Raw genomic sequence first — 25,129 nt, 5'->3', positions numbered from 1 at the left:
TTTAACGCAAAATACTTACTATACTTCGGAAAAAACAAACTGTGTACACTTTTACAATTCAACTTTTTTAGGAATCTAACAATTTTCCCCATTGCTGTTTCACAACTTCCCAATCAAATAGATTTACTTTTTGTTTTGCTTCTTTGGTTATTTTTTGAACTAATTCTGGTGATTCTACAAGTGATTTAATCGCATTTACCATTTCATCTACATTAGTTTGCTCAACTAATAATCCATCTTCTTTATCTGTAATTAAAAATGGAATTCCTCCAACATTTGTAGAAATAATAGGCATTCCGAGCGCCATTGCTTCTATTAAACTAACTGGCGTATTATCAAAATTGGTTGTATTTATAAAAATATCATAGTTCTTTGAACGTGAAATCCAATCACTTTTAGATAACATTCCAGTAAATGTAACGTCTACATTCAACTCGTTTGCTAATGCCTTTGTTTTTGTAAAAGAATCGTCTTTTTCAGGACCAATCATGCACAATTCAACTTCAAAACCTTTCTTCTTCAAAGCATCAGCCACTTTAACAGCCATTGTTGGATTGTAAATTTCGGCAAACGAACGAACCCACAGAAGCTTTGCAGTTACTTGTTTTCGTTCTGTAAAAGGATAATCTTGTAATTCTATATTGTTTGGAATATGAATCAAGTTCGAATAACCATGTGCTTCAAACTTAGTTTTTAGAAACAGTGATGGACTTACATTAACCTGAGCATTTTTAAAAATTGTAGTACTTTTTGATACACTATTTTTTAATCGTTCTTCTAAATTTCCACCATGAAGAATTGGAATGTATTTGATTTTCAGAAAGATACATAACTTACTTACCAAATAAGCATAGTAAAAGTTTGACGTACTATACGTGTCTATCAGTACCTTAGATGCTTTTTTTCGGTATTTAAAAACCGTCCAAAGCATGTCAAGCATACGCAAGACTTTATTTTTCTTGTCGGAAGTCAGGCGAATTTCATAACCTTCGTTTTGGAGTAATTTCCCCAACGTTTCAATAGTTGTGGCCGTTTTTCCATGACCTGAGACGATATTTCCAACGTAAATAATCATCTAAAAGTTATTTGAAAAGCTAAAGGTTATTTTTTCCGTTCCGTATCCATAACCATCATAAATAGCTTTGTACGTTCCGTTTGGTAGTTTATGAATATCAATATGATGCATCCCGTTTTTTGCCCACGAATCACCTTGATTTTTCAAAATTGGATTGTTTGGAAGCTGTGTTTCTTTGTAATATGTTTTTGAAATAGAATCGATAGTAAAACCATACACTGCGCGTCCGTAACCTCCAAAATGATCTTGTGCAAAACGAATCATTTTTCCATCTTCTTGAAACACTCTTCCTGCTGAACGTGTATAGTTTCCAGTCTTTAAAGGTGAACTTGGATGTTCTTGCCAATTTCCGTGTAAACTATCTGAATAATAAAGTTTTAATTCGTTGTTTTTAGTCGCGAATATGTACGAAACATTGTCTTTTTCAAACAAGGTTGCATCTACCAAACGCTCATGGTCAATCAATACTTTGTCTACTTTCCAATCAAATGGAAAATTGTCTGTTTTATACAAACGAACTTGCTCATGGCGCTTCGTTTCAGGAATCATATAGGTAATTCCATCTTTTTTAAACATAAATGGATATGATAAATGAACCGATTCATCCAGTGCAATTCCTAAGTATTTCCATGAATCATTTTCTTCAACAGCAACACCAATATCAGCATGCTTTCCGTTCATTATTTCAAAGAAAGCATACCATTTTCCATTATATTCATGTAAAAAAGGATCAGCCATAAGCAGGTTTTTAGCAATAGAATTGGCTTCCCTGTTAAATACTTTTGTCTGTTTAATATTCCAATCGAGTGGTTTTTTAGATGTACTTGATCCTATAGAATAATAAGCTCCTGTAATTTTTCGACCAAAGAATGGTACAGGTTTTTTCATGAAATAACAATACGCTATATAACTAGAGAATAAGAATCCTAGTATAAAAATGATTAGTACGAGTTTTTTTACAAATTTCATTCAATTTTGCTTAATTACTTTTCGTTTTCTTTGCTTTCCCAAAGAAAAGAAACAAAAGAAAGGGAATTTTTCCAGAGGTATTTTTAATATAATTTATTCCATCATTTGATTTCAAAAAACGTCAATTCGAGTGATTTTTCATAATGAAATGACGAAAAATTGTATCGAGAATCATTTTATATATTCAATTTCCTATCGAAAAGTTTTTATTCTTTCAGTTACTTTATACAATCGCCATTTTCCTTTTTGTAGGATGAGTTCAAATTCAGGTAAATCTATATAAATTAAAACATAGTCTACTCCATAATTACGTAAAAATTGATTTCCTTCTAATCGTGGTAATGCAGTAAATTCAGTATAATCTTGATACCATTGTACAAATCGTTTCGGATTTCCTTCAATCAACATATTAGCGCCTTTACTATCCAAAACTACCGAACGCCTTCCACCCGATCGTCCAATATCAGGCGCAAAAAACAAAGCATCTTTTGGTGTTTTTTCTCTTATAAATGTTAGAACTTCGTTTAAGTCTGCATCATCATTTCCGTTTGCAATGTTTCCAACTGAAAGCGAATTTGGCAATACACGTCGTACAATATCATTAGAAGCTACAGGAATTGAATTGAATACTTCATGCTTAGAAACTACTAAAACCAATAGAAAACCTCCAAAAACAAACAGAAATAACTGTTTAAAGCGTTGATTTCTGTATAAAACATCAAGAATGAATAAAATTGCAAAGAAAAACGCTACAATCAATAGTTTTTGAATTCTAACTAATTGAAACGACATGCGAATGTTTTTCTCAAATGTTTCGTTTACAATCAATTCTAAAAACGTGAATATATTTGGCAATGCAAATACTAATAAACTTAAGATTAATAAATAGTTACATCGTACTTTGTCAATTTTATTTCCTTTTACATATGCATACACCGCAAATACTAAAACGGGAATAAAATAGATAGCATATTTTAAGTGTAACCATTGTTGCCAAAAGGTTGTTGGTTCACGTAAAAACGATGAAAACTTCAATTCTAGTGCTTCATAATATACTGATAAATCGTAGTCTGATGCATCTGTGGAAACATTACCAAAATAGGTAATGAAAAATGGTAGCATTCCTAAAAACGCTAATAAAATCACTAATAAATTGCGCAAACTGAATAGTTTTAGAAAACTCTTTTTTTCATAATAATCATGTAAAAACACATAACTAAAAAATACTAAAACACCTCCTAAACCTGTGATTGGATGAAAGTTGAATAGTAATCCAGCTAAAAATGCGGCTATGTATAACTTTAAATTATTTTTGAAATTGAATAGCAAAAATGGTAATGGTAATACTGCATAATACACAACACGTGGCAACATGGACCACATATCTGAAATTCCCCAATATTCGTATCCTGGAATCCAAATAATTCCTCTCATGAAGATGGAAACAAAGAATGCTATCCAAAAGTTTTTTGTAATTCTGAATAGTAAAAAATACCAAAGTAATCCGAATAGAATGTGACAAATAAACGTCAATATATTCAATGCTTGCACATAGTTTCCGTCTGTGAATTTTGCTAAAAAACGTAGTGTTTCAATATAAAAAGGTGTGTAATATTTTACATTATTAATATCATTACAGAATAAGTCTTTCGCAAATAAACTTGGGTCATCTTTTTTGAGGCATACAGGAATAATGTTATGTAAGTCAGAGCTTAAATGTGTTTCGTTTGCTGACAGATTTCCTATGTAATATCCAAAAGCGATGCAAACATTCAATAGGATGACAATGATGTGTTTGCGTTTCATGCTTCAGATTTTGGTGCTTTTAAGATATCGTATTGAATTGCTTGTAACAACAACTGAAACCCAAGAATCAACGAAACTGTGATTAACATAATTGTTCCTGTTGGTGTAAATTCGCCCAAAGAAGCATAATGAACCCAATTGTAGATTCCGTAAATAAAGCCAAAGAGAAACATCGGGAAACCGAATAGTAGATATACAGAAGCAATATTAAAATCGTAAATAAAGTAACTTTTAAAGATGCGTTTTAAAAATGTTTTTGTGAGTTTTGGTATAAATATGAATGGAATTTGCCAAACTTTCATGCTCGATTTTTCATCTCCATAGTTTGCTGGCATTGGCACATCTTTAATCCGTACATCTTGAAAGTATAATTCGGCAATTAAAGACGATTCAAAGTAGTAATCGCGATGAATGTTTGTGAAATCGAGTTGTTTTAACAATTCAACTTTTATTGCAAAAAAACCATTTGTCGGATCAAAATTATTCCAATATCCAGAAGCTACTTTCGTTAGAAATGATAATCCTAAGTTTCCAACTTTACGCACAAAAGGCATTTGTTTTAATGCTTTGAAATCCTTGAACCGATTTCCTTTAGCGTATTCAGCTTTGTTTTCAATTAGTGGTTTCAACAAATCTGGAATATGGCTACTATCCATTTGATCGTCAGCATCTACTTTTATAACATATTCAAGTTCTAATTCAATTGCTTTTTGAAAACCGTGTTTTGTAGCACCGCCAACGCCTAAGTTTTTTTTATTCTTTACGATTACAATACGATCAGATGTTTTTGACTGTGCAATCAAACTTTCTGGAATTGGTTCTTTTCCACAATCATCAACAATAATAATTTTAGAAATGAACGAAGGCAACTTATTCACCACATTTTCAATGTGTTTTGCAGCATTGTAATATGGAATTATAACTCCTATGTTATATGATTCAAAGTTGATCATGCTTTTTTATAATATCTTGGTGTAATTAGCACAGCTGTTGAAAATAAAAACAAGCCCAATATAGCAAAAACAGGTCGGTAAACGTATAAATGTTCACCAAATAATAAAGTTACCATCATAGATAATACCAATCCTTTCATGGCAATACCTAAGTATTTAAATTGCTTGTATCGTATAGAAAAGTAGTTTAAAAGCCATCTTACATAGAAATATAAACCAACCAGTCCTACTTCATTAATAAGCGTTAAGTAGATGTTATGTGCTGAGTTTCCAACGAGAATAAAGTTGTTAAAACCTGATCCGAATGGCACTACATATAAATGTGTTAGCAAGTAATCGATGTATTTTACAGATAAATTTTTTCGTCCTGCGCCTAAATCTTCATATAATTGATTTACATCTCCTTGTGCTATTAAAGACGGATCAGAAAGCTTATTTACAACACGTCCATTGAAAACATCTGTTATGATTGAAAAGATCTCTGAATTGTATGCAGAAACGGCTAATAAGCCAAATCCAACTACAACAGACATATAAATAAATTTACCTGTTGATTTTACAAAGAAATACAACGCAAATACCAATAACCCAACATAACTTGTTCGTGATCCACTTAATGATAACGCAATAATTGAGAACAAAATTCCTGCAATTAGAAATATTCGATTTATTTTCAAAGCTCTTTCAAAAAATAATCCAATAAATGTAATTAAGGAAGTTACCATCACCATTCCCAAGACAATTTTATTTGGGCCAAGAATTCCTGAAAGAAATCCTGCATATGCTTTTTTATCTATATCACTCCACAAATAACCAATGGCACCAAAATGCTGTCCTAATACGACAAGTGTAGCAATGACAGTCATAACCACATGTAAGTACACAAGTTGTCTTAATATTTTAGGGTTTCGCATTAAGATGAGAAAAAATACAAACGAAAAATAGAATGTTAAGAAATGATACATGAACAATGTAGTTCGTAATATCCAGGTAAGTCGTCCGCTTAGATAACTAATCAAAAAGGTGAAAATCATCATAAACAAACACCATTTGATAAAAATCCAAAGATATTGAAGGTATCTTTTTCGATTTATATACCAAATTAGAATGTCATAATTTACTACAAATTGATAGATTACTAATAATCCTAAAAAGTCATATAAACGCAGTTCGTTACTTCCTGTAATACTATATTTAAAGACAGCAACATTGTAAAAGTATGATACCAAAATACCGAATAGCAACAGCTTGAGAAAGATTGATTTCCCCATAGCGAATAAGCGTGTTTCTATTTTTTTTACGGCAGTAGCCATTATAATTCGTTGTAAAAAGTTATCAATTGTTGCAGAATTGCTTCTTGCGCAAAGTGTTCATTAATATGTTGCTGCAAATGTGCTGCTTTTTTTGTTCTATCTACTTCGTTTTCTATTAAATTAGTTAGTTTTTCTGCAAAAATCATTTCATTTCCTGCAGCAACTAAATATCCTTTAGATTCATCTGAAATTACACGCTTGCATTCACCAACATCTGTTGCTAAAACGGCTAAACCATGCAAACCATATTCTAGCAAAGCAATTGGTAAACCTTCAGATTTTGAAGATAGTACACCAATATCACATTGCGATAAAATATGCGAAACATCTTCCCTACTTCCATACACAAATACACTGTCATTTAATTCATGATCATGAATAAATAATTTAAGCGTACGCGAATAATCATCCTCAAAATCTTTTCCAACCAAATGCAATGTCCAATCTTTATGTGTCTTTTTAATGTTTTTGAATGCTTTTACCAACAATGTATGATCTTTCTGTGGACGTAAATTTGCCAAACAAACAATACGTTTTCCTGAAGTTCCTTTTAATTCTGTTGACTTTTGAACAGTTGTATTTTTTACGGGAAAGTTTGAAAGGTAAATTACGTTGGAAACTGCTAAATTTTTATCTGCCCAATCTTTTAATTGTTGGTTCACTGAAATAATTCCGTTCATCCAATAGGAAGCAATTTTCAATGGAAACGATTTCCGTTTTGCTAAAAATTCACTATTTCCGTAATGATCATGCCAAACCATTTTAAACTTCGGATAGATCATTTTTGTTAGAAATACAATGAAAAAAGAAGTCGCATGCGCATGTACTATTGTAATTTCGTTTTCTTTAATAAAAGCTTTCAATCGTTTAATTGCTTTGAAATCAAAGGTTTTAGTTCGGTTTAAAAACAAATACCCAACTTCATTTGAAAGCTGATTTTTCAACATTCCTTCTTTACGCGTCGTACACAAAAATGAAGCATCTACTTCTGTCGCCAATGCATTTGCATAGGTTAACGCTAGTTTTTCAGCGCCGCCAGCTTCTAATGTATCAATGACTTGGAGGGTTTTCATTTATTGGGTTTTGGGTTTTGGGTTTTGGGTTTTGGGTTTTGGGTTTTGGGTTTTGGGTTTTGGGTTTTGGGTTTTGGGTTTTAAAAGGAATACTTTTATATTCTACATTTAGCTTTTTACATTTACAATTTATTACTTTTTAAAAGGTCATGAATCCTAGCAAAAAAGCTTGTTAAGGTTAAATATTCTTCCCATAGCTTACGATTTTCTACTTGAATTTCTTCAAATTTTTCTTGATTTAGATTTCCGTGAAATTCTAGTAATTTTTTCTCTAATATATGTTCTTTTCCTTGCGGGATTCGAATGCAATGTTGTGTCCAATCAATGATTCCTTCTAATGGTAACAAACAATCTGTATCAATCAATACAGGAATTCTTCCCATAGCTAAGGTTTGATAAAAACGAACTGAAAAATTTCCAGCGCCTCTTAAATTAAATATATAATCAGAATCGTTTATATTTTCATAAAATTCATAGGTTGTTTTATCTATAGATCGATTACTTTTTATACCAGCTCTATAACGTTCTCTATATACAATATTCGTTTGAATGTCTTTATTTTTCTCTAAACGTTTCAAGTATTTATAACGCATAAAAGGCGCTGCATACCATTGTTGTGGTTCTAATAAGGACTTATGAAAGTGATATTTCAAATTTCTATACACAATGAAGCCAATGTCTTTTGCAGCTTTTAAAACGTTTGCAGTTGCCTGACCGACAAAACCAATTACAGGTTGTTCATTTTTTACACGAACTTGATGATCTTCTTTTTCAATATAATGTACTAACGGATCTTTAAAAAATGCTGGAAACGAAATCTGATTCGGCAACTTTTTACTTTTATAACCACTTGTGCGAAATACATACACATCTTTGTTTGTAGGCATTACACCTTGATCTCCTGAAACATATGTCAATACTTTCAAACTTGCTTTGTGACATGCTTCAATGAACGATTCTGCTTCTGCTTGCGCATTCTGATTCAAGTAATAATTCCAAGAACATGGTAACATTGCAACTTCAGCTTCTTCAATTGTATCAACTAATTGATAGTACTTTTTGACCTCTGTAAATTCATCTCGTTCATCAAATAATAACGCATACACCAACGGAAACTTCTCTCCTTTCGGATGTTTCTCTAAAAATTTTCTATCTGTGTAAACGTTCAACATTTATAGTAACGATTTTATTTCTTGTTCAAATTTATCAAGTGTGTACGTTCGACTCCATTCAATCGCATTTTCAACAGCTTCTTGATATGTTGCTTCAGATTGAAGCATCTTTTCAATTCCTGCAACTGCATTTTCTACATTCGGATCAATCAAAATTCCACGATTTCCTTCATCTAACATATATGGAACACACGAAATTTTAGTTACAATTGGCAAGCTTCCCCAAAACATTGCTTCTGCAACTACTTTTGGCCAACCTTCCGATTTTGAAGGCAATAACATAAAATGTGACGTTTTGTGTACTTCTTTGATAAACTCGCCTTTTACATTTCCATGTAATTTCACAAATGATTGCAATTGATTTGCTTCCACATACGCTTCTAACTCTGATCGCATTGCACCATCTCCATACACATCTAATCGTACATTATGATGCTGTTTATGAAGTGCTTCCACAATTTGAATTGTCAACAACGGACGTTTTCCAATCGCTAACGAACCAATAAAACTAAATTTTACAATTCCTTCTAATTTTCTTGCTACAATTGGTTCTTTATCAGCATCTCTATATGTTGCTGTAAAAAATGATTTGATATTTTTTGTTTGATTCTTCCAATCTCCATACACCAAAACGTTCATCTTTTTGGTTAAAAATGTATTGGAAAGAATTTTTCGTTGCACACGATAACTCAATGGTTGTGGACTTTTCGGATCCCAATTTCCTGCATACTTAGCAGTTTTGGTTTTCCATGGAAAAAGGATTTGTACAAAACAAGCAATCAATCCAACATTTCCAGGACAACGCAAATGAATATGATCTGCCCAAATAAAAGCTTTGATCAATTGAAACACTATAACAGGAAATAATAAAACGGTTCTTATTTTTTGTAAAAATGTGTTTGAAAAGAAAAAAGGCAACCAAAATCGCTTGATATCAGTACGTTTGAAGTTCTTTTCTAGAATATCTTCTTTATAGTAAAAAGGTGAAATAATACCAATATTCTCAGCATGATCAAACCAAAGATCCATTTCCTTAACATAAGGAGCATACGAAAAAAACTGGTCTTCTCGTTTGATGGTTGGCGCGTATGTAACGACTAAAAAGTTCATTAAATATAAGCAGATGAATCGTTATCATTAATTTTTACGGCAGGAACACCCAAAACTGTTGTATTGGCTTCTACATCTTTTACAACCAGCGAATTTGCACCTAAAACACTATTAGAACCAATCGTGATTTTTCCGGCAACAGTTACGTTTGCACCAACATAGACATTATCTTCCAATACAGGAACGCCGCGCTTATCGCCTCTTCCACTAACGCCAATGGTGACACCTTGTGAAATATTACAATTATTTCCAATGACAGCATTAGAATTGATAATAATATGTCCAAAATGGCCAATGTAAAATGAATGTCCAACTTTAGCCGAATATGGCAATTGAATTCCTGCGACAATTTCAATCCACTTTTGTGAAATCACAGCAAAAAGCAAGATGATTTTTTTCAAAATTGAAGGCAATCTACTTTCATAAATACAGTTCCAAAAACGATACGTGATTATTGCCCACAAACCCTGTTGTGTGAGTATTAAGAGCAACGCGTTTTTCCCGCTATACTTCTTATATTTGGCAATATCTGATCGTACTTTTTTAAACATATGTTGTGTTAATCTATTTTTCCTGCAAATGTGATAATCTCTCCATCTTTGTAAAAAACAGTTTTATATGGATAGTTTTTTGATTCAAAAAAAGCTTCTATTTTTTTATAGGTTTGTTCTTTGTTAACCCAATGATAACTTGCAATTGCAAAGTTTGGCTTAAACTCTTCAAGTACTTCTACCAAACCATCCATTGCTTCAATTTCGGCGCCTTCAATGTCCATTTTGACAAAATCTAGACGTTCTAGTTTTTCTCGTTTCTGGAAAGAATCTATCGTTATTGCGTCTTTAAGAGTCGTTTTTGCATCAGCAGGTTTCGTATAAATTGATGAAGAAACACTTCCTGCTTCAAAAAACTCTAGCTGAGTATTTTTATCCCAAATTAATTCTTCTTGAATTTGAATATTTTTTATTTCAGGATTCAATGCAATGTTTGATTCCATTTCCACAATATTAATCGCATCAGGTTCAAAAGCAAATACTTTTCCGTTTGCGCCTACTTTTTTACCATAATACAATGATAAGTAGCCATGATTTGCGCCAGCATCTAATACAACATCGTTTTCTTTTATAGTGTAAAACGTCTCGTATCTATTGATATCTCTCACAACATAATACATAGGAAGTTTTGTAGAAATTCCTAAATCGCCAGTAAATATAGTTTGATAGGTATTATTTTTTCGCTTGAACTTTTCCTTACGAATCACATTGAAATACACTTGTTTAAGCGATTCCTTTAATGCTTTTGACGGCAAAATTTTATATATAGTTTTTAGCAAACTCATTCTTTTATTTGGGGTTTTTGAAACCATAATACAAACCAAGCGGTAAATCTACCAATTGATTCTGTAAAAGCTTCCATCTTTTTTTGCTGGGTAAATATATTTGTAAATCTAAGAAACGCCAAAAACAATGACGTAACATTCCATTTTATTCTTGCTTTTAAGCTTGGGTTTTTAAATCGGACACGCCAAACGTACCAGCCATTTTTTACAACCATCTTACCATATTTAAACTGATTTGGACGACCAGAAGCATCATGATGATGTTCTAAACGTGCAGCTGTATTTACATATAATTGTCCTAGTTTAGAAACACGCAACGTAAAATCGGTGTCTTCATATAAACCATAACCATCAAAATAGGTTGAAAAATTAATCGTATTAAACACTTTCTTTTTAAATGATGAAACACCGCCCATAAAGACTTCAACTGGATATGTGTTTCCAGAAGGCGGCAAAAATCCGACAGCACGTCCATGCGCAAATGTTGGCATGATGCATGGTTTTGTATCATCTAGTAAACCAAGTTTCTTTCGAAAACGAAAACGCAGCGATTCTGATCGAAACCAACCATCATATTGAAACGATTTTGTTGTTGGTTTGTTTTCACCTGAAATCTTTGTCCAATTGACCTCATTTGTAATGTAACCGCCAACTCCTAAAGCTTCAGGATAGGTTTTATAGGTTCCAATTAAGTTTTCAAAGTATGTTTCTTCTAAAATTGTATCATCATCTAAAAAGCAAACAATATCGCTTGTTTCAGCAACATTTCGTATTCCAAAATTACGCTGCCGCGTTAATCCTCTTTCTGAATCATCCACTTTATGATACTTCAAATTATTAAACGGATTTTGAGACAACATTTCCTTTGTTTCATCATTTGTAGAACCATCAACAATTAATATCTCATCAGGATATAATACTTGCTTCGTTACCGATTGCAATAGTGTTTGCAATGGTTTCGGACGCATGTATGTACATATGATCAGTGTAAATTTCATTAGTTTTGTTGGACTAGAGATTTGTATATTTCTATATTTTGTTGAGCTATATTGGTGATATCAAATCGTTTTATTGCTTCATTTCTAGCATTTTTAGCCATTTTTGAAGCAATTTCCGTATTCGTTAATAATGTATTTATTTTTTCTGCAAATGCTTTGTAAGATTTTGGGTTTTCCAGAAAACCAGTTTTTCCATCTTCTACAATTTCATGTGCCCAAGGATAGTCTGTATTTACAAATGGTTTTTCTAGCGCCATTGCTTCTATAGTAACCATTCCGAACGATTCTGCTAACGAAGGAAATACACAAACATTTGCTTCATTAATCAACTCTTTCATTGTATCATAATTGACTTTTCCTTTGTAATCAACCTTTTTCAAAGCATCTGAGCTTAGTTGTTCTTGCATGATTTCCCATGTAGAACGATTTTCCAAGGCGTCAATCGCGTCGTTTCCAACAATAACCAATGTACAGTTGTCGTTTTTTTGAATCAATTCATTGAAAATATGTGCCAATTCTATAATTCCTTTTTTACGAATTAACGTTCCAAAGTATAAAATTAAACCTTCTATACGCTTTGAAATATCTGGATGAAAATCATCAATATATATTCCGTTTGGAATTACAGTAACTCCCTTATTATCAGAAAATAACATGTTTGTTTTTTCAGCTACAAACTGACTTACTGCTATAATTTTAGTTGCTTTTTGAAATGCTTTTTTCTCACGATTGAAGTTTCGTTGTTTTTGTGGACGATCTTCCAAATGACAGAAAAACGTATCACTTCCATGCAATCGCATTACATTTGGAATTGAGAAGTTCATATTTGCTGAAATTCCAGTCCAATCAACCACTTCCAAGACATCTATTTTATCTTGTTTGATGATTTTGTTTACATAATTGGCTATAATTCCTTCGTTTAAACGCCATGTAAATAAAGGATATTTACGCAGTTTTATTTTGTGAATTGTGATGCCTTCGTCTGTAAAAACTTCTTGTTTATCCTGAAAATACGTAAATACAGAAATTTGAATTCCTTTATCTACTAAGGCTTTGAGTAAGTTTTTCGTACTCGTTCCTATTCCGGCAGCTTTCGGAAGTTTTTCATGTGGATATTCGGGAAGTAAAAAACCAATATGCATTAGCTCAATAGTTTTTTGAATGCAGTGTGCATACGTTGTTGTACATTTTGTAATGGATGCGCAGCAACACTTTCAGCCCAATTTTGACGTGCACCAATATTTTGTTGTTTCAAGGTATTAAAATCTTGTAACATATGTGTAATTGCTTCCTTAGAACGCAACACATGTACCGCTTTTGGATGCTTTTCAAAGGTTTTAAAATGGACAAATTGATACAAACGATCTATATTGAAATCTTTGTGTCCATTTGGTTGTTTATAATCACAATAAAATGCTTGTTTTCCGAGTAATATCGCGTCAAGCGCCATTGTAGAGCCAATATTAAAAATTGCTTCACTGTAATGCAATGTACTATATAATACGCCTAAATTGGAGTTTACATTGTACAATTCAGGCAATGGATTATTTTCAGAATCCCATGTTGGAATTACTTCCGTAATCACATCTTTGTATGCAGCTATTATTGGAGTAAATCCTTGATTGTAATCAGCAGGATTTGCACGTAATATTACATGATATTGTTCTTTATGTGTTTGATTATGCGTTTTTACCGCTTCGGCTAGATCTTTTAAATATAAAGGATCATCCATTCCTATAGACGTGAAATTTCCTGAGAAACATAATAACTTTTTGTCTAATGGCAACTTATATGCTTTATAGAATAATTCTTTCTCAATTAAATATTCAGGTTTTGTATAGAATGTAAATTGCGGCGTTCCAGTTATTGTAATGTTGTCATTCTTAACTTCATCCGCATAATATTGCTGCATTTCCTCCTTCATGTATTCACTCCAAACAAAGTAATGGTCTGCTTTTAGCATTTTGTTTCCTTTCGGAAGATTGTCCCAAGAATGTATAAAACTCACTACAGGAATTCCCAAATCGCGTGCAGCAATTACGGGCGCTAATGACAAACTAGATACTTGATGCGAACAATAGATAAGATCAGGTTTCTCAATTTTTAGATATGCTAAACATTCTTTGTAATAGTTGGATTCACGCGTGTTTTTGAAGAATTTATCTTCTAGTTTTTGAATTCCAGTTGCGGAAGCATAGAAACGTGATAAGAGACTAATTAGTGCAAATTTCACTTTCTTTTTAAAGTTACTTTTCCCTGGCGCAACTCTATATAATAAATGATTTTTATTTGCTTGATTTTTATCATTGTAACGCAATGTTGACTTCGCTTTTAAATAACGCAAAAAGTCTGTCTTCCCTTTGTAATCAAACTCTGGAAGCTGTTTTGTTGCAATTGATTTTGGCAGTTTTTCTACTGCAGAAGATTTTACATTATGCCAAACAAGCATGTCAAATTCTTCTGGAATGTCGAAGAAATTGCTTGCATAATGATTTTCAAAACTTTGATATCCAACAAATATGGATATTATCTTTTTTCGCATGAGGCAACAGCGTTATTGATATTGTCGACAAATATAGCCATTGAAAGGATTCTGAAAAGAAAATAGAGTCCTCTATTCGGAGTTTTTTGTTGTTTTTTTGCCAATTGTAATACTTTTTCCGTGTCAAAGACAGTTTTTAAGGCATTAATGTTCTTTTCTAGCAATTCATATAGCTTTTCTCCTATTTCTCCTTCTATTCTATTATTCCAGTCTTGTACAGAGGTTTCAGACTTGATTGGGTTTTTGAAATATTGTAGTAAATCTTGATTTCCTTCATAAATGATTTGTTCATGAATTTGATCGTTTTTGTAACGTTCACGCGATGCATTGTGCGTTTGCTTTATAAAATCTTCATGTAAAAATGGTGTAATTTTATTCCTAAAAGCGGAAATCATTTTATGTCGATTCCCAAAATTCCCTGGCAAACGTCCTTTTCTATAGAAGTTAAGTAAAATTTCAGCATTTGAATTTCCAGTATAGTTTTCGGCTACAGCCAAAGAAATATTTTCAGGATATTCATTTAAAAATTCATCATAATCACTTGTAAACGAATTAGATAAAAACTCTTTTGGCGTTAAATAGTTGTGCATTGCTTTTGCTAGATTTTCATCTTCTCCAAAAAACATGCGCACACATTCTCCAGCTTCTCCCATGACATAACTATAGTTTTCAGGAATCGTTTGATCTACAAATTTCAGCATGTCTACATACGAAGCTGTTGCCAATCCGCCAGAAATTGTAGCAATTTGAGTGGCATAGTGTTCAAATTCATTTTCATCACATAAAGTTGCATACTTGTAGTTAATTCCTAACTTCAAAGCTATTTCCTTACCTTGAATGACATCAGCAGCATACACATTTCCAAAGTTTCCTGCTTTTACGTATTCATTTCCTTCTTCAACTTGACTTAGTAATGCTAAACTATCTTTTCCCGCAGTTGCACCAAAGAATAGATTTTCTGTAGCATTCATACCATCTTTTAATGAAAAAGGTTCGCTTTTATTTGAAAAATCAAGTTGTAAGTCAATTGTATGTTTAGTCAAATCTGAATTGAAAGTGTATTGTTTTCCACCTTGAATACGTGTGATATTTTTGTATGGTAACGGAAATGGAGTTACTTGATATCCGAACGCAAAGTGTGCTTGCATTCCAATTTCATCAAATTCTAACGGAACTTGTAATTTATTGAAATTTTGGAAGTTTAAGAAGAAAATATGCTTGTTTCTATATATTAAACTAAAACTTCCATTGACACCGTATAAATCACTATATATTAATAATTTACTACTTATTTTATCATAAATAAACAGTTCAAAAACTCCACCAATATGATTGTAAATATTTATAAGTGCTTCATGTATATTGTGATGTAATTCTTCTAAAAAATCTGTAATTTTTTCTACATCATGATCTGATGAATACCAGATAATTTCGTATTGTTGATCTTCTAACCAATAGAGTGTACTTCCTTGATTTTCCGTTTTGAACAGTTCTACTTGAAATTGTTCTTTGTCAAAAGTTATATGAAAATTCGTTATGGTATGTTTTTCAAATTTCACAGCACAATTGTTTTAGCTAATTCTTCAGCCTTTTGCCAATCTTTTAGCGTGTCAATGTTTACATAGTATGTTGAATCAGAAACTACATACGCTACCGTATTTCCATATAGTGAGTTTTCGTGTTGAATGCAATTCGTTTTTGTGATATATATACTTCCGTCTCTGTGATACGCTTTTGGTAATTCTTGTCTTCTTGGAATGATGTTTTGTTCACCTGTAGCAATCTTTAACACGCCATTTTCATTGGCTTCAAACGTCCAATGTGGATTGTATTCATGTGGAACTTCTAAGACAGAAACTAACGAATCTGTTTGTTTTTCTTTGAATGTTTCCAATGCTTTGTCTAGAAATCCTTTCGGTCTAAATGGACTTGTTGGTTGCAATAAACAGATGGCATCAAATTGTTTTCCTGCTCCTTCAAAATGTGAGATTACATGCTGAATCACTGGTAATGTTGGCGTTGTATCTTCCGCTAAGTGTTTTGGACGCACAAAGGGAACATTCGCGCCAAGCGACTTCGCAATCGCAATTATTTCTTCATCATCTGTCGTGACCACAACTTCATCAATATGTTTTGATTGCAAAGCAGCGTCAATACTGTATTGAATTAACGGTTTTCCATTCAATAATTTTTTATTTTTCCCTGGAACACCTTTGCTTCCGCCTCTTGCTGGTATGACTGCTAGAATATTCATATTGTTATTTCTGTGATCTGATATATTTGTTTTGTACTTAACGTCAGTTCGAGTGAATTTGCATAACAAATTTGTATCGAGAACTACTTTGAAATATAATAGTAAATTTAACTTTAAAAGCTGTTCTCGATACTATTTTTTGTTTATCTCGACTGCGCTCGATATAATAAAAAATCACTCGAACTGACGTTTGCGTTATTTATAATTTAACATACACTATTTCATTAATACATAATCGTTTTATGAGCAATTAGTTTTGTGTTTGCTAACGCTTCCGCAATACGTTTTCCAGAGTTTCCATCTCCATATATGTGTTCAGAAAGCATTCCTTTTTGTCCAATTCGTTCTTGAATTGCTGCTTTTATTAAGTCTTTATCATATGCAACATCTAGTACGTTTTTCCCGCGTTGACGGCGGTTTTGACGTGTTCCAATGTTAACCGTTGGTACACCAATGTATGAACATTCGCGAATTCCTACACTTGAGTTTCCAACTAAACAATCACTATTTTTTAGTAAGTGTAAAAAGTCATTCGGTTCCATGTTTTTAAAGAATCGGATGTTTCCTGGATTGAAGTTTTCACGATAGTAGCGAATTCCGTTTGAAGTTCCATCCGAACCTGCATCTACGTTTGGCCAAAACCAAAACGTTGGAATGTTTAACTCATGAATCGCTTTTAACGTAGCTAATACGTCTTCTCTTGCCGATTTGTAACGACTTGTCTCTGGATGTTGCATTACTACTAAATATCCGTTAGAAATGTCTAAATCAGCTCCTACACCTCCATATTTTTTAATTGGATTGACATTATGATTTGTATTTTCTAACACTTCCTTAGCAATATCAATTGACGGGCAACCAGTATTTAATACATACGCAGGATCTTCTCCAAGCTTTATAACTCTATCTTTTGCATCTTCCGAAGCAACTAAATGTAAATCAGCAAGTTTTGTATTTGCATGACGTACTTTTTCATCAATGTTTCCAGTAACTTCTCCACCTTGAATGTGCACTAATGGAATGTTTTGATACGCCGCAGCAATGCTTGTAGCAATTGTTTCAAAACGATCTGCAATGGTAATAACTGCGTCGGGTTTTAGATTGTAGAATACATTTGAGAGTTCCATCACACCTAAACCTGTCGTTTTTGCCATTGCTGTCGGGTTTTCACCTTCCAACACCATGAATACTTTTTCATCTATTTTGAAACCATCTTTTTCAATGACATTTACAGCATTTCCGTAACGTCCTAGTAATGCAGAACCTGCAACTACTAATTGTAATTCGAGACTTGGATGTTCTTGAATTGCTTTTAGCGCCGTTTTTATTCTACTGTATGATGGTCGTGCCGTTACGACAGCACATATTTTTCGTTTGTTCATTTCTCGGTTTTCAGTTGTCGGTTTTCAGTTTTGGGTTGATTTATTATAAGTCGCTTCGTTTTTTTTGGTTATTCGGTTATTCGAAAATATTATATTATTTCTAATCGTCAGTTCGAGTGAATTTGCGGAGCAAATTTGTATCGAGAACTACTTTTAAAACTTCTAAGCATTTCTCGATACAAAATTCTTTTAGAATTTCACTCGAAATGACGCTTTTAGTTGTTTTTAAAATTAAACATTTCAAGAAATATCTCCTTCATTTAAAAAATCCCATTGGTGCATGTTTTTTACTAACTTTTTTCCTAGTACATTTTGAAACTCTGAAGCCAATATTCCATAGTTTTTAGGTTTTTTAGCTTCTAAATCGTTGAATGTTAAGACATGTCCTTTTGGTAAATCTTTGTTGATAGCTAACGATTTTTCAAAGATTTGCTTCAATTCAGTATATTGTGAGTTGTCTTTTTTATCTATTGGATGATTTAATGCTTCATCAATATTACGAATTGCTTTTACTAGTTGTGTCGTTTCCGAAAACGTTAGTGACGATTTTGCATCAGGCCCAAACATTTCCTTATCAAATACTACATGAAATTCTAAGATTTCGGCTCCTAATGTTGCCGCAGCAATTCCTGCTTCTATTCCAGATGAATGATCTGAAAACCCAATAGGAACCTGATATTTCTCTTTTAATTCTTGTATTACATTTAAGCCAAATTGATTTGGTGCCGTCGGATAAGACGTTGTACATTGCAAGATAGAGAATTCGCAGTTTTTTTCTTTTAAGAATGCTACTGTTTTGTCTAATTCATCAAACGAACTCATTCCTGATGAAATGATGATTGGTTTTCCTGTGTTAGCTATTTTTTCTAGTAATAGGAAGTTATTTACTTCACCTGAACCAACTTTGTATTGTTTTACACCAACTTCTTCTAACAAATCTACTGCTGCATTACTGAATGGTGACGATAAGAAGTCAATTCCAACTTCATCACAATGTGCTTTGAGCTCTTTCCATTGCGGCAAGCTAAATTCCATACGTTGCCAGTATTCATAACGTGTAGCATCCTGTTTTGAGAATTTTACTCTGAACGGTTCATGAATGCTACTTTCCGCCACAGCGATATGCGTTTGAAACTTTATGGCATCAGCGCCTGTTTTTGCTACAGCATCAATGTACGCATGTGCCATTCCGAGACTTCCGTCGTGTGCTTGCGCTATTTCTGCTATGATGTAGGTTTGTTTCATGTGTTGGGTTATTAGGTTTTTGGTATTCGTTTATTCGAAAATAGTTTGATAGCTTTTAAGCATTTCTCGATATAAAATTTTTTCAAAATTTCACTCGAAATGACGCCTTCGCTATTTTACAATTTCAAATTGAGTTTATAAATTTCTTTAACTTCTCCAATTGCTTATCAGCAGTAAAACTTTCTAAGAACGTTTTTCGGGCGTTATTTCCTGTAAATATCCGCTTTTCTTCATTGCTATACAAATCTATCAATTGTGTTGTCATGTGTTGCAAATCGTCACTTAAGATACAGTTTTCATCATGTGTCAATTCTGGATAACAACTTGCCGCAGCTTTTGTCACTACTAATACTTGCGCATGATTGAAAACCAATGGAATTCGTGTGCGTGTTCCTGTGTTGTATTCCCACGGAATGATGTGAATGTCATGTGCTTTTAGTTCAGGTTCTAGATTTTTCACAAAACCTAAACACTTGATTTGTGGACCTTCCAGTCGTTTTTTTAATGAATCTGAAGCATATTTTAGACTTCCAATTACTTTGAGTTCTATGGTTGGTATTTTTTCTTTTAAGTCTGACCAGCAAACTTCCAAGAAACGTTCTAACCCAATACGATTTGCCGTTGTTCCCATTCCGCCTAAATGTATTATTGACGGCATTTTTGAATCATTTGGCGTAATTTTCACTTCTTTATATGTTAATGGGATGTATACTGCATTTGGGTTTCCATATCCTTTGATTTCTTCTGTTTCCGTAAATGAAGCCGACACACAACCTGATACACTTTTTACCAAGTCCAACTCTACTCTTTTCTTTTGTTTGAGGTGGAATTTTTGCATTAATGAAAGACTACTTTTTAACTTTCGCAGTTTGAATTCCCAATCGTGATGCGCATAAATCACTGGAATCGAAAGATCTGAATAGTTCGCTAATATTGCCGTCCAGCGCCATTCTGTCCAAACTAATTGTATGTTATTTGTTGAAATGTATTCTTTTAAAAGCTTTTCATTTGTTGAATTTACAAAGAAGTATTCAAATTTTTCTGGTTGTGAAATTGCGGTTTTGATACGATTAACGATTCCTTTTGGTGGAATTTGTGCTACTTGAAAGTGATTAATTTCAGTATAAAAACCCTTTATTTCTTGAATATATTCTTGATCAACATTTGATGAAATATCCGCTTGTTTTCCATCTTGAAAATCCACCAATAACACATGAACATTATAGCCCAATTTCGATAGCAATTCCAGATGACTAAAATACACCGAAGCGCCGCCATTAGCGTTTGGAGAGATTTTAGTGTTATTTACAAGGAATAGAATATTCATAGTTCGTTTTCAATCGTTTTGTAGGCTTGTAATACTTTTTGTTGAATGGTTGCATAGCTTAAAGATACACGATACTTTTTATTAGCTTCAAATGCTTTTTCAATCAAATCATCGTTAGTGAGCGCTTCTTTGATTGCTTCCGTAATTTCTTGAATATTTTCAGCATTTTCAATTAGCAAACCATTTTCTTGATGCGCTACATATTCTTCTGAAGCCTTACCAGGATTCGTTTGAATAGGAAAAGCACCGTATATCATAGCTTCTAATAAAGTATTCGGCATTCCGTCTGTAACACTAATTCCTATGGCAATTCTGGCTTGACCGAACTTCTCTAATAACGAATCATGCGATTCTTCAATTCCACGTTTCGTATAGCTAATATTTAAATTATGTTCCGCTTTTAAACGTTCAATTTCCGTAATTACATTTGGATGCGCTGCATATACATGAATTTGATAGTTTTTAACCAATTCCAAATTATTCTCTAAACCTTTTAAAGCATTTAATGCGCGTCCAGCCCAATGATGATAGCCTTTTACTAAAATTAGTTTTCTATTGTGAACAGACTGAATTAGTTCTTCATTGACTATAAATCCGCCGCCGCCAGGGAAACTTCCCAATGCATTTCCTTTGAAGTAATTTAATTTAGCCAAAGTGATGTCACGTAAGTTATCTGTAAATAAAAAATCAAGTTGTTTTAGTACGCCATGTATTCGTTCTTGGTGAAAAGGATCTTTGTAATAATGATAAATATCACTTCCCCAAGTAGAAACGATCCAGTTGAATTTTATTTTTTTTCGAACCGAAATTAACGGGTAACTTTCTGACTGTAACTCCATTGAATGCACAACATCTGGTTGAATTTCTTCAATTAAAGATGTAAGCCTTTCAGAAGCCGTTACTTTTAGTATTGGTTGTATTTTCTCGTTTAGATTTGGGAAATGCTTTTTTAGAAACGTTTCTCCTTTTAAAGGTCTTATTTTTCGTTTACTCCAATTGGTTGTGTAGTTTGTCCATTTCAAATCCTCATGAATTGGTTTGTCTAAACAATCGAATAGATAGATTTCATGGTTGGATTCTTTTAGTTGATTGATCCAACGTACCGCGTGTATGTATTGCATAGCAACAAACAGAATTTTCATTTAGTTACCTTGGATTAGTTCGTATGTTTTTAAAAAGTGCTTCTTGATTTTCGATATGAATTTGTGTACGCCAACACCTTTTACCGTTTGAAGTTTAAAGGTTATTAGCAATTGTAATACCCATAAATAACGTAATTCTTTCTTTGTACAAAGCTTGTGTTGTTTTACAACTTTGTATAGTTCTTGCTTTTCCTTGTTTAGTTCAGCATGATTTGGAAAGATGTAGTTTTTCAAAAATATGTATACAGACGATTTTACATACGATTTTAAATCTTCCGTATCGCTTCTGTTTTCTATGTTTTTTAACGTTGTATCTATAAATGGAATAAAGCTTTTTACTGCTTTTTTAATGAATTTGATGTCTTTGTATTTTGCATCGCCAATTGCATCAATTTTGTAATAACAATCTGTTTTTTGAATGCGTTCTACCTGAACATCGTTTAATAACAATCTAATAGCCAAATCAACATCTTGCAAACGTTGTAATGATTCATTAAATCCGCCAATTGCGTTTAGCGCTTCTTTTTTCCAGATTGGACACGTAATTGCCCATGGTAATTGATGTGCCAAAAACATTTTTAGATACGTAGATGAATCAGGCTTTACCTTTGGATCTTTATTTATCGTATTATTTTGACCTTCTCGATTTGGAAAGCGTTCCATTGTAAAGATTAAACCGTCTTTCGTTGGATGCTTTTCAACAGCTTCCATTCGATCTTCCAAACAGTTCTTGCTTAAAAAATCTTCACTATCTAAGAATATTATATAGTCTGAACTACTTTTTTCTATTCCGTAATTACGGCAAGCATTTGCTCCTTTAGGTCTATTATTTGGTCGTTTGTAGTACTGAAAACGAGTATCTTTTGCAATATAACTTTTAACAACTTCCTGCGTGTTATCATTTGAATGATCGTCCACAACTATACATTCCCAATCTGTGTACGTTTGTTGAAACATAGAATCGAGCGTTTCTGCAATGAGATGCGCTCTATTATACGTTGGGATTAGTATGGAGATTTGTTTTCCCATTAATTTGTTGAAATGTAATGTCTTCCTTTTTGTTCGTTGATTGCTCTACTCTTTTTTATTTCAGGTAATAATTTAGTCAATAATTTTTCTTCTTTTTTGTAATATGAGTATTCGCTAAATTTTAATCGTAAAAGTGATTTTAGAATATTGTTTGAATATTTTTTTCTAAATGCCTGTGTTTGTGAATTGAAATCTTTGTTGAGATCAGCTAACGCAACTTTGATCTTTCGTTCTTCAAGCTGTAATTTTTTCTGTGTATCTGGTTTTGCTGTATTTGTTCTGTATTCACGATCATGTGCTAAGAACACATCTGGAACGACGCCAATTTTTAAACCATGAAATAGTATGCGCTGACAATAATTGTTGTCTTCTGCATAGTGAAAAAATAAAGGATCAAATCCGCCAATAGTTTCTATTGCTTCTTTTGAGATTAGCCAACCAGCTGCGTTGATAAACGAAACTTCGTAGCAATTTTGTTGATAGTTTTGCTTTATCGCATCGTATTGAAGCGCTTTGTTTTCGTTGATATATTTTGAAAAATTGTAATCGAGCTTGCTCCAATCACCATTTAAATGAATTGGACTTAAGATACCGTAACTATTATCTTCTTTGTGACATTCTATCAATCTTGAAATCGTATTCGGTTGCAAGTATGCATCTTGATTTAGAAGAAAGAAATATTCAGCTCCAAATTCTAATGCTTTTGCAATTCCGATATTATTTGCAGCACCAAAACCTTTATTTTTAGACGATTCTATGAGTGTAACTTTCGGATAGTTTTCTTTAATAAACTGAACCGTATTGTCCGAAGAGTTGTTGTCAATCACAATAACTGGAATGCCTCGGCAACTATCTAAACATTTAGATAGCCATTTCATTCCATTATACGTTACTATGATGATAGCGACATTCATATGGTTGAATCGGTTATTTAAAAAGCTTTCCCTTGATTGCTTTTAAGACTCTCAATGGACTCTTATAGTTGTACTTTATAAAGCGTAAACCTTTGTATATTTTGTATGAAATTTTAAAATACTTTGAATTATTGTATTTGCTCGTTTCTTCATACATTTTTTTGTAATGCATCATTTTCATCTGCATTCCAACAATGTTATTTGCTTGATATATGTTATGTTGTCTATATTCTAAGTTTGTGTTTCGCGCTTTTTTAGCTGTCCAACCTTTTGCAATAATACGTTTGAATAGGTTGTAATCTTCTGCTTTTTTTGATTCTACATAACCACCAACTTCATCAAATACAGAACGTCTGTACATGGATGAACCATGAATACAGTTTCGTTTTTCTATTTGCGCAACTAATGCTTCTTTTGTGTCAAATTCTGGAAAGTTGATTTGATAGAATGTATCTAAAATGATAGCTCCTTTCCATTCATTTGTAAAATTTTGATGTGTTAGTTTCGCTCTTGAACCAAAGAAAGCATAGTCTGTATATGCAATAGCTGCATCTTTGTTGTGATCTAACACATTACTGCAATCTTCCACATAGTTACTTACTAAACGATTGTCTGCTCCTAAAAAGAAGACATATTCTGCCGTTGTCAACTTGATTGCTTTGTTGAAGTGCGCTACAATTCCCAAGTTTGTCTCATTCCTATTGTATTTAATGAGTTTTGGATATTTTTTCACATAACCTTCTGCAATCAGCTGTGTATCATCGTCCGAATGATCATCTGTAATTAGAATTTCATCTGGAACTATTGTTTGTTTTAAAACAGATTCTATTGCTTCAATAAGAAAATCTCCATAGTTATAACTTGCTATGATACATGCTATGTTTTCTTTTCGCAAGCTTGTTTCATTGACAACCGTTAATCTATTTAATTTATATACGTCCGAATCATTTCCTTGATTGCAAGAAACTGCTCCTTTAAATCGTTTTGCCGTTTCTTCAACAACTACATCATTGAATTCTCCATGTGGATATGCAAACCAATTGAAACCATTAGGATCAAGTACTTTTATGTCTTCCGGAATTGATAATTCGTTTATAATAACGTCTCTATCCGTAACTTCTTTCAGGTTTGGATGCGATTTTGTATGCCATTGCAGTCTTCCACCATTAGCCACCAATGCTTGTAATTCTTCTTTACTCGTGAAAGGCGCATTTGGTTCTACACTGTCAAATTCGTTGTCTTTGTCTAAATAATCAGATGTAATGAATAGTTCAAAAGGATATCCAAAATCCTTCATTATTGGCATTGCATATTGCAAAACATTTTTATAGACACCGTCAAACGTGATTACTACCTGATTTGGATTATTTACATCATAATCTTCTAAATAAACCACTTCTTTTGAAGATAATTCAGCCATTTGTCTGTAAAAATCATTTACAGTAACCCACCACATTGTTGGTGAATCCAAATATATTTTATGATACAT

Annotated in this window: 22 protein-coding genes; all 22 read right to left on the bottom strand. The window is 32.7% G+C overall.

Annotation, left to right across the window (positions count from 1 at the left end; translation table 11 throughout):
- Positions 1 to 67 precede the first annotated feature (67 nt).
- Positions 68 to 1,075, bottom strand: a complete 1,008-nt coding sequence (locus ACUUYC_RS18660) for a glycosyltransferase family 4 protein (RefSeq protein WP_474268215.1) — start codon at positions 1,073 to 1,075, stop codon at positions 68 to 70.
- Positions 1,076 to 1,963 carry a glucosamine inositolphosphorylceramide transferase family protein gene (locus tag ACUUYC_RS18655; protein WP_474268213.1) on the bottom strand — a complete coding sequence of 296 codons (888 nt, stop codon included), beginning with the start codon at positions 1,961 to 1,963 and terminating at the stop codon, positions 1,076 to 1,078.
- A 273-nt stretch (positions 1,964 to 2,236) separates the two neighbouring features.
- The gene (locus tag ACUUYC_RS18650; protein WP_474268212.1) at positions 2,237 to 3,850 is read right to left on the bottom strand and encodes a hypothetical protein; all 1,614 of its coding nucleotides are present in this window, start codon (positions 3,848 to 3,850) and stop codon (positions 2,237 to 2,239) included.
- Complete coding sequence (locus ACUUYC_RS18645; protein ID WP_474268210.1) at positions 3,847 to 4,803, bottom strand: glycosyltransferase family 2 protein; 957 nt, start codon at positions 4,801 to 4,803, stop codon at positions 3,847 to 3,849. The genes ACUUYC_RS18650 and ACUUYC_RS18645 overlap by 4 nt, the downstream gene beginning before the upstream one ends.
- Positions 4,800 to 6,116 carry a hypothetical protein gene (locus ACUUYC_RS18640; protein ID WP_474268209.1) on the bottom strand — a complete coding sequence of 439 codons (1,317 nt, stop codon included), beginning with the start codon at positions 6,114 to 6,116 and terminating at the stop codon, positions 4,800 to 4,802. Before ACUUYC_RS18640 ends, ACUUYC_RS18645 begins: the two co-directional genes overlap by 4 nt.
- A complete protein-coding gene (locus ACUUYC_RS18635) occupies positions 6,116 to 7,189 on the bottom strand; it encodes a glycosyltransferase (protein WP_474268208.1) in 1,074 nt (357 codons plus the stop codon). Before ACUUYC_RS18635 ends, ACUUYC_RS18640 begins: the two co-directional genes overlap by 1 nt.
- Positions 7,190 to 7,311: 122 nt before the next feature.
- Positions 7,312 to 8,361, bottom strand: a complete 1,050-nt coding sequence (locus tag ACUUYC_RS18630) for an exostosin domain-containing protein (protein WP_474268207.1) — start codon at positions 8,359 to 8,361, stop codon at positions 7,312 to 7,314.
- A complete protein-coding gene (locus ACUUYC_RS18625) occupies positions 8,362 to 9,471 on the bottom strand; it encodes a glycosyltransferase family 4 protein (RefSeq protein WP_474268205.1) in 1,110 nt (369 codons plus the stop codon).
- On the bottom strand, positions 9,471 to 10,022 hold the full coding sequence (locus tag ACUUYC_RS18620) for a serine O-acetyltransferase (RefSeq protein WP_474268203.1): 552 nt from the start codon (positions 10,020 to 10,022) through the stop codon (positions 9,471 to 9,473). Before ACUUYC_RS18620 ends, ACUUYC_RS18625 begins: the two co-directional genes overlap by 1 nt.
- Before the next feature lie 8 nt (positions 10,023 to 10,030).
- Positions 10,031 to 10,807 (bottom strand): FkbM family methyltransferase, encoded by a 777-nt coding sequence (locus tag ACUUYC_RS18615; protein WP_474268201.1) that lies wholly within the window; start codon positions 10,805 to 10,807, stop codon positions 10,031 to 10,033.
- Positions 10,804 to 11,805, bottom strand: a complete 1,002-nt coding sequence (locus ACUUYC_RS18610) for a glycosyltransferase family 2 protein (protein ID WP_474268200.1) — start codon at positions 11,803 to 11,805, stop codon at positions 10,804 to 10,806. The genes ACUUYC_RS18615 and ACUUYC_RS18610 overlap by 4 nt, the downstream gene beginning before the upstream one ends.
- Complete coding sequence (locus ACUUYC_RS18605) at positions 11,805 to 12,947, bottom strand: glycosyltransferase family 4 protein (protein ID WP_474268198.1); 1,143 nt, start codon at positions 12,945 to 12,947, stop codon at positions 11,805 to 11,807. Before ACUUYC_RS18605 ends, ACUUYC_RS18610 begins: the two co-directional genes overlap by 1 nt.
- On the bottom strand, positions 12,947 to 14,347 hold the full coding sequence (locus tag ACUUYC_RS18600) for a glycosyltransferase (RefSeq protein ID WP_474268197.1): 1,401 nt from the start codon (positions 14,345 to 14,347) through the stop codon (positions 12,947 to 12,949). Before ACUUYC_RS18600 ends, ACUUYC_RS18605 begins: the two co-directional genes overlap by 1 nt.
- Positions 14,332 to 15,906 (bottom strand): hypothetical protein, encoded by a 1,575-nt coding sequence (locus ACUUYC_RS18595; protein ID WP_474268196.1) that lies wholly within the window; start codon positions 15,904 to 15,906, stop codon positions 14,332 to 14,334. Before ACUUYC_RS18595 ends, ACUUYC_RS18600 begins: the two co-directional genes overlap by 16 nt.
- On the bottom strand, positions 15,903 to 16,601 hold the full coding sequence (locus ACUUYC_RS18590) for an acylneuraminate cytidylyltransferase family protein (RefSeq protein WP_474268195.1): 699 nt from the start codon (positions 16,599 to 16,601) through the stop codon (positions 15,903 to 15,905). The genes ACUUYC_RS18595 and ACUUYC_RS18590 overlap by 4 nt, the downstream gene beginning before the upstream one ends.
- 224 nt (positions 16,602 to 16,825) lie before the next feature.
- Positions 16,826 to 17,983, bottom strand: coding sequence for a UDP-N-acetylglucosamine 2-epimerase (gene neuC, locus ACUUYC_RS18585; protein ID WP_474268194.1), 1,158 nt, complete (start codon positions 17,981 to 17,983; stop codon positions 16,826 to 16,828).
- A gap of 240 nt (positions 17,984 to 18,223) precedes the next feature.
- Positions 18,224 to 19,228 carry an N-acetylneuraminate synthase family protein gene (locus ACUUYC_RS18580; protein WP_474268193.1) on the bottom strand — a complete coding sequence of 335 codons (1,005 nt, stop codon included), beginning with the start codon at positions 19,226 to 19,228 and terminating at the stop codon, positions 18,224 to 18,226.
- Positions 19,229 to 19,352: 124 nt separating this feature from the next.
- Positions 19,353 to 20,555, bottom strand: a complete 1,203-nt coding sequence (locus ACUUYC_RS18575; protein WP_474268191.1) for a glycosyltransferase — start codon at positions 20,553 to 20,555, stop codon at positions 19,353 to 19,355.
- Complete coding sequence (locus ACUUYC_RS18570; protein WP_474268190.1) at positions 20,552 to 21,697, bottom strand: glycosyltransferase; 1,146 nt, start codon at positions 21,695 to 21,697, stop codon at positions 20,552 to 20,554. Before ACUUYC_RS18570 ends, ACUUYC_RS18575 begins: the two co-directional genes overlap by 4 nt.
- A complete protein-coding gene (locus ACUUYC_RS18565; RefSeq protein WP_474268189.1) occupies positions 21,698 to 22,726 on the bottom strand; it encodes a glycosyltransferase family 2 protein in 1,029 nt (342 codons plus the stop codon).
- Positions 22,726 to 23,640 (bottom strand): glycosyltransferase family 2 protein, encoded by a 915-nt coding sequence (locus ACUUYC_RS18560; protein WP_474268186.1) that lies wholly within the window; start codon positions 23,638 to 23,640, stop codon positions 22,726 to 22,728. The genes ACUUYC_RS18565 and ACUUYC_RS18560 overlap by 1 nt, the downstream gene beginning before the upstream one ends.
- A gap of 13 nt (positions 23,641 to 23,653) precedes the next feature.
- Positions 23,654 to 25,129 carry a glycosyltransferase gene (locus ACUUYC_RS18555; protein WP_474268185.1) on the bottom strand — a complete coding sequence of 492 codons (1,476 nt, stop codon included), beginning with the start codon at positions 25,127 to 25,129 and terminating at the stop codon, positions 23,654 to 23,656.

The sequence above is a fragment of the Kordia sp. E genome (assembly GCF_056033805.1).
Note: the sequence above shows the minus strand (reverse complement) of the source record. Positions and strands in the feature narration are given on the sequence as shown.